At 68.0% G+C, this 5115-nt stretch carries 4 protein-coding genes; all 4 read right to left on the reverse strand.

The window, feature by feature from the left end; genetic code table 11:
* Positions 1 to 11: 11 nt before the first annotated feature.
* Entirely contained in the window at positions 12 to 1205 is a 1194-nt protein-coding gene (locus tag B2284_RS03650) for an alcohol dehydrogenase catalytic domain-containing protein (RefSeq protein ID WP_062257463.1), read from the reverse strand.
* A gap of 475 nt (positions 1206 to 1680) precedes the next feature.
* Positions 1681 to 2622, reverse strand: coding sequence for a 2-hydroxyacid dehydrogenase (locus B2284_RS03655; RefSeq protein ID WP_136788789.1), 942 nt, complete (start codon positions 2620 to 2622; stop codon positions 1681 to 1683).
* A gap of 82 nt (positions 2623 to 2704) precedes the next feature.
* Entirely contained in the window at positions 2705 to 2947 is a 243-nt protein-coding gene (locus B2284_RS03660) for a hypothetical protein (protein ID WP_006945682.1), read from the reverse strand.
* A 198-nt stretch (positions 2948 to 3145) separates the two neighbouring features.
* Positions 3146 to 5115, reverse strand: a 1970-nt coding sequence (ppc, locus tag B2284_RS03665; RefSeq protein ID WP_286697200.1) for a phosphoenolpyruvate carboxylase, incomplete at its 5' end; no start/stop codon positions are given.

Genomic DNA, 5115 nt, shown 5'->3' on the forward strand with positions numbered 1-5115 from the left:
GTGCAAGACGATCAGTGCTTGATCATCCCGTGCGGGTCGATGATGTACTTCTCGTCCGAACCCTCGTTGAACTTCACGTATGCGTCAGGGGCCTCGTCGAGGCTGATGACCTTGGTGTTGAGCATGTCGCTCAGGTAGGGCATGCGGTCCCACAGGATGGCCATCATGAGTTCACGGTTGTAGTGCATGATCGGCGCCTGGCCCGCAGAGATGCGGGGCGACTTGATCCACACCTTGCCGAAGTCGAGCGGGAAGGTGCCTTCCTTGCCTTCCTGCGTCGGCGCGAGCGGGTCGGGCCCGTAGACACCGATGACGCCCGTGGCGCCGCCGGCTCGGGTTGCGTCCATGACCTGGTTGATCGCGGCCTGCGGCATGAGCTTGTCCGCGTCGGAGCCGATGCCGTGAGCTTCGGCTCCGACGTAGTCGACGGCGCTGTCGACCATCGGCTCACCGAGGATGGCCTCGATCTGGTCGGTCAGGGGCACGTCCTTGGACAGGTCGATGGTCTCGCAGCCGCTGCGCTTGACGAGGTCGAGTCGCTTCTGGTCGTAGTCGCCGACGATGATGCACGACGCACCGAGCAGGCGGGCCGCAGCAGCGCCGCAGCGTCCGACGGGGCCAGCGCCGGCGATGTACACGGTGGAGCCCGGCTTGGCGCCGGCTTCCATGAGACCGTGGAATGCGGTGGGGAGGATGTCCGACAGCAGCGCCAGGTCGCGGATCTTCTCCATGGCCTGGTCCTTGTCGGGGAAGCGCAGGAGCTGGAAGTCGGCGTAGGGCACGAACATGTACTCGGCCTGGCCGCCGTCCCAGTTACCCAGGTTGAAGCCGTAGGCGGCGCAGGAGGCGTCGGGGTTCGTCGTCTCGCACACCTCGGTGTGGCGGGCGCGGCAGTTGCGGCAGCGGCCGCAGGCGACGTTGAAGGGGACGGAGACGAGGTCGCCCTCGGACAGGAACTCGACGTCAGGGCCGACCTCGACGACCTGCCCAGTCATCTCGTGACCCATGAGCATGCCCTCGGGCACCGGGAACGAACCGCGGTAGATGTGCAGGTCGGACCCGCAGATGTTCGTTGCGACGATCTTGAGGATGACGCCGTGCGGGGCCTTCTGGCCGTTCGGCATCTCGAGCTTGGGGTAATCGACGGTGTCGACTCGCATGTCTTCGGTACCGTGGAACACCACGGCGCGGTTACCAGTTGCCATGTCTTTGACTCCTTCGACCGCCCCAGCTCGAAGCGGCCCGTCGAGGGGCCCGTGGATTACGGGTCTGCCTGTAGCTAACCAGAGTGCGGTTGTTTCTTCCAGCCCGATGCAACCGCGTCGGGGCATCCATGTCGCGAGTTGAATCGCCCCGGGTTCGGTAGAGGCTGTCATTCGGCGCAAGGGTCGACAGCATGGCAGCACCAGGGGCTGGCGAAGATTCGATTGAGCCGAGTCTGCTGACGGTGCCTACACCCGAACCGGGTTCCAGCACGCGACCGCCGTCGCTACCCAACTCGCGCATCGCGTCCCACATTGCCTCCACGATGCCGGCGTCGGTGTGATGCGCGTTGATCGTGGTGCGTCGCGCGGCCTCGAACTCCTCCTCGCTCAGCACCTGCCGTAGCTGGGCTACGCCGAGGACGAGTCATGACGCTCGCCGCGAGGGTGGTCGTGGCGCAAGGGCCGTCATCGATCGTCAGTTGACGCGGGTGGGCAGCTCCTGGCCCGCACGGTGGGCGTCGATGTTGGCAAGGACGACGTCGGCCATCGCGCGGCGCGTCTCGTGCGTCGCGCTCGCGACGTGCGGGGTGATGACGACCGTGTCGAGGTCGCATAGCTCCTGCGGGATGCTTGGCTCGTCGGCGAACACGTCGAGCGCGGCGCCCGCGATCGCGTCATGCTGCAACGCCTCGATGAGCGCCTCCTGGTCGACGACGCTGCCCCGCGCAATATTGACGATGTAGCCGTTTTCACCGAGGGCGGCGAGCACGTCGGCGTCGACGAGCGCCTTCGTCTGCGCGCCGCCAGGAGTCGCGACGACGAGGACGTCGGCCCATTCGGCCAGCGCCGCGGGGCTCTCCTCGTAGTCGTAGGCGACGTCCTTGCGCGAACGATTGTGGTACCTGATCTCGCAGCGGAACCCTTCGAATCGCGTCGCGATCGCCTGCCCGATGCGGCCGAGACCGAAGATGCCGACCTTCGCTCCGGTGACGCGCCGCTGCAGCGGGTACGGGCCGTCACTCTTCCAACGACCCTGTCGCGCATACCGATCCGAGGCGGAGATGGCGCGCATGACGTCGATCGTCAGGCCGATGGCGAGGTCGGCGACACAGTCGTCGAGGACGTCGGGGGTGTTCGTCACCGGGATGCCACGCGCGGTGGCCGCGTCGACGTCGGTGGCGTCGTACCCGACGCCGAAGTTGGCGATGAGTTCGAGGTTCGGCAACGCGTCGATGAGGCGCGCATCCGCTCCGACGCCCGCACTGCTGACAACGACGCGGATGTCAGCGGCGTGATCGTCGAGCATCGCGCGTCGGTCAGCGCCACCGCGTGGCCAGGTCAAGGCGCCGTCATCGACGAGCTGCTCGACGAGCGGCGGGTACAGCCCGCCGGCGCCCAGGATCAGTGTGTCGCTCATGCCCTCATCGTGGCATCCCGGTCACGCTCGAGCCGATGCGCCCCGCGACGCGCGCGGCACCACGGAGCGGGGCACCCAAGTCCTACGTGTCGGCCGCCAGCGTCTGGGAAACGACGATCAAGGTGCTCTCCGGCAAGCTGTCCGGGCCTGACGACATCACGACCCTCTGCGGGCGGCCGGGCTCTTCGAGTTGCCCGTTCTTCCTTGGCATGCCGATGAGGCGGCGCGCGTCAGCAGCGAACTGCCCCACCGCGACCCGTTCGACGCGATGCTCGTCACCCAGGCAGCCCTCGAAGACCTGACCCTGGTGACAGCCGACCGCCATCTTCTCGGCACCTCGCTCTGCCGCACCCTCGACGCCTCGCGCCGAAGACGACCAAGCGAGCTCCTGGCCGAGCCTGCGAGGTCAGCCCCCACCCCCACGCTGACGACGATCAAGCGAGCCCGCTGGGCGAGCGCTGAGGAGTCAGCGTCAAAGATCATCGAACTCCGGGTGACCGGGCAGCGCGCTCGCGCTGCCCGGTCACCCCGAGTTGCGCAGCGCTGTCGCCAGTCCGTTCATCGTGAGCAGGATGCCGCGTTTGAGTTGGGGGTCATCGTCGCCGGCGCGGTAGCGGCGCAGGAGTTCGACCTGCAGGTGGTTGAGGGGCTCGAGGTAGGGGAAGCGGTTGAAGACGGAACGTTTGAGAGCGGCGTTGTCCCACAGCAGGTCGTCGTGGCCGGTGATCTTCTCGTACATGGCGAGGGTGCGGGCGTGTTCGTCGCGGATCTTGTCGAACACGCGCGCTCGCAGGTCGGCGTCTTCGACGAGTTCGGCGTATTCGGCGGCGAGTCCGAGGTCGGATTTCGCCATGACCTGCGCCATGTTGGAGATGACGGAGCGGAAGAACGGCCAGCGTTCGACGTAGCCGCGCAGTTGCGCGAGGCGCGCGTCGTCGTCACCGATCCAGCGTTCGAGGGCGGTGCCCGTGCCATACCAGCCGGGCAGCATGACGCGGCACAGCGACCACGACATCACCCACGGGATGGCGCGCAGGTCGGCGATCGACGACGTCGGTTTGCGTGAGCTGGGGCGGGAGCCGATGTTGAGTTCGCCGATCTCGGCGACGGGCGTCGACGTCTTGAAGTAGTCGACGAATCCGTCGGTGCGGTGCACGAGGTCGCCGTACGCCTCGCGGGCGAGGGCGGCGATCTCGTCCATCGCGGCGTAGGCGTCGTCGACCTCGGACGGTTCGAGACCCTCGACGTCGAGCAGGGACGACTCGATCGTCGCGGAGACGAGTGCCTCGAGGTTGCGCGTGGCGAGCTTCGGTTCGGCGTACTTGGCGGCGATGATCTCGCCCTGTTCGGTGAGGCGCAGCGAGCCACGCACGGCGCCCGGCGGTTGCGCGAGGATCGCGTCGTAGCTCGGGCCACCACCACGTCCGACGGTGCCGCCGCGGCCGTGGAACAGCCGCAGTCGGATGCCGGCTTCTTCGGCCACCTCGACGAGGTCGAGTTCCGCGCGGTACAGCGCCCAGTTGGCGGCCATGTAGCCGCCGTCCTTGTTCGAGTCGCTGTAGCCGAGCATGACCTCCTGCAGCCCTCCGCCCTTGCGTGCAGGTGCACCCGGGTGCATCTGCACGCAGTGGGTGTCGGCGGGCGGCGCCTTCGAATCGACGAGGGCGCGGTAGGCGGGGACGGCGAGCGCCGCGCGCAGCGTCGTCGCGGAGACCTGCAGATCCTCGATCGTCTCGAACAGGGGCACGATGTTGACGCTGCAGCGCGGACCGTCTGGCGTCACCGTCAGCAGCCCGGCCTCCTTGAGCAGGACGGCCGTCTCGAGCATGTCGGACACGCTCGTGCACATCGAGATGACGTGGTTCGGCACGGCCTTCTCACCGAACGTCCTGACGGCGTGTGCGGCGGCCGCGGTGATCGCGAGTTCCTTCGTCGTCGTCTCGCTGAACGTCGCATTCGGCCCGGCGAGGGGACGGTTGTTCGCGAGCTCCGCGGTGAGCAGCTCGACGCGGGCGTCCTCGTCGAGCGCGGCGTAGTCGTCGCAGACGCCGGCCCAGGCGAACAGCTCCGCGATGGTCGCCTCGTGCGTCTCGGAGTTCTGGCGCAGGTCGAGGCCGTAGAGGTGAAAACCGAACGTGCGCACCGCTTCTCGCAGCGTGGCGAGTCGGTCGTCGGCGATCAGGTCGTCACTGGTGCTGCGCAGCGAGGCGTCGATGACGTCGAGGTCGGCGAGGAACTCCTCGGGCGTCGCATAGGCGACGTACGGGTCGTCAGCCTCACCGCCCTGCCCCGCGCCGACGGCGCCGGCTGGCCCAGCCGCGCCCGCCGCGCCCGCCGCGCCGGGATCGCCCGCATCAGCCCCCACGACGACCCCATGCGTCTCCATGAGTCGGTCGTGCACGTACGACAACGCCTGACGGTAGGGCTCGTCGTCGCGCGCGTCACCGGCGTCAGCCGCGTGCTGCGCGAGGGCCAGCAACTCGTCCGTGACGG

Source organism: Dermacoccus sp. UBA1591, assembly GCF_002322065.1.
GTDB classification, from domain to species: Bacteria; Actinomycetota; Actinomycetes; order Actinomycetales; family Dermatophilaceae; genus Dermacoccus; species Dermacoccus nishinomiyaensis.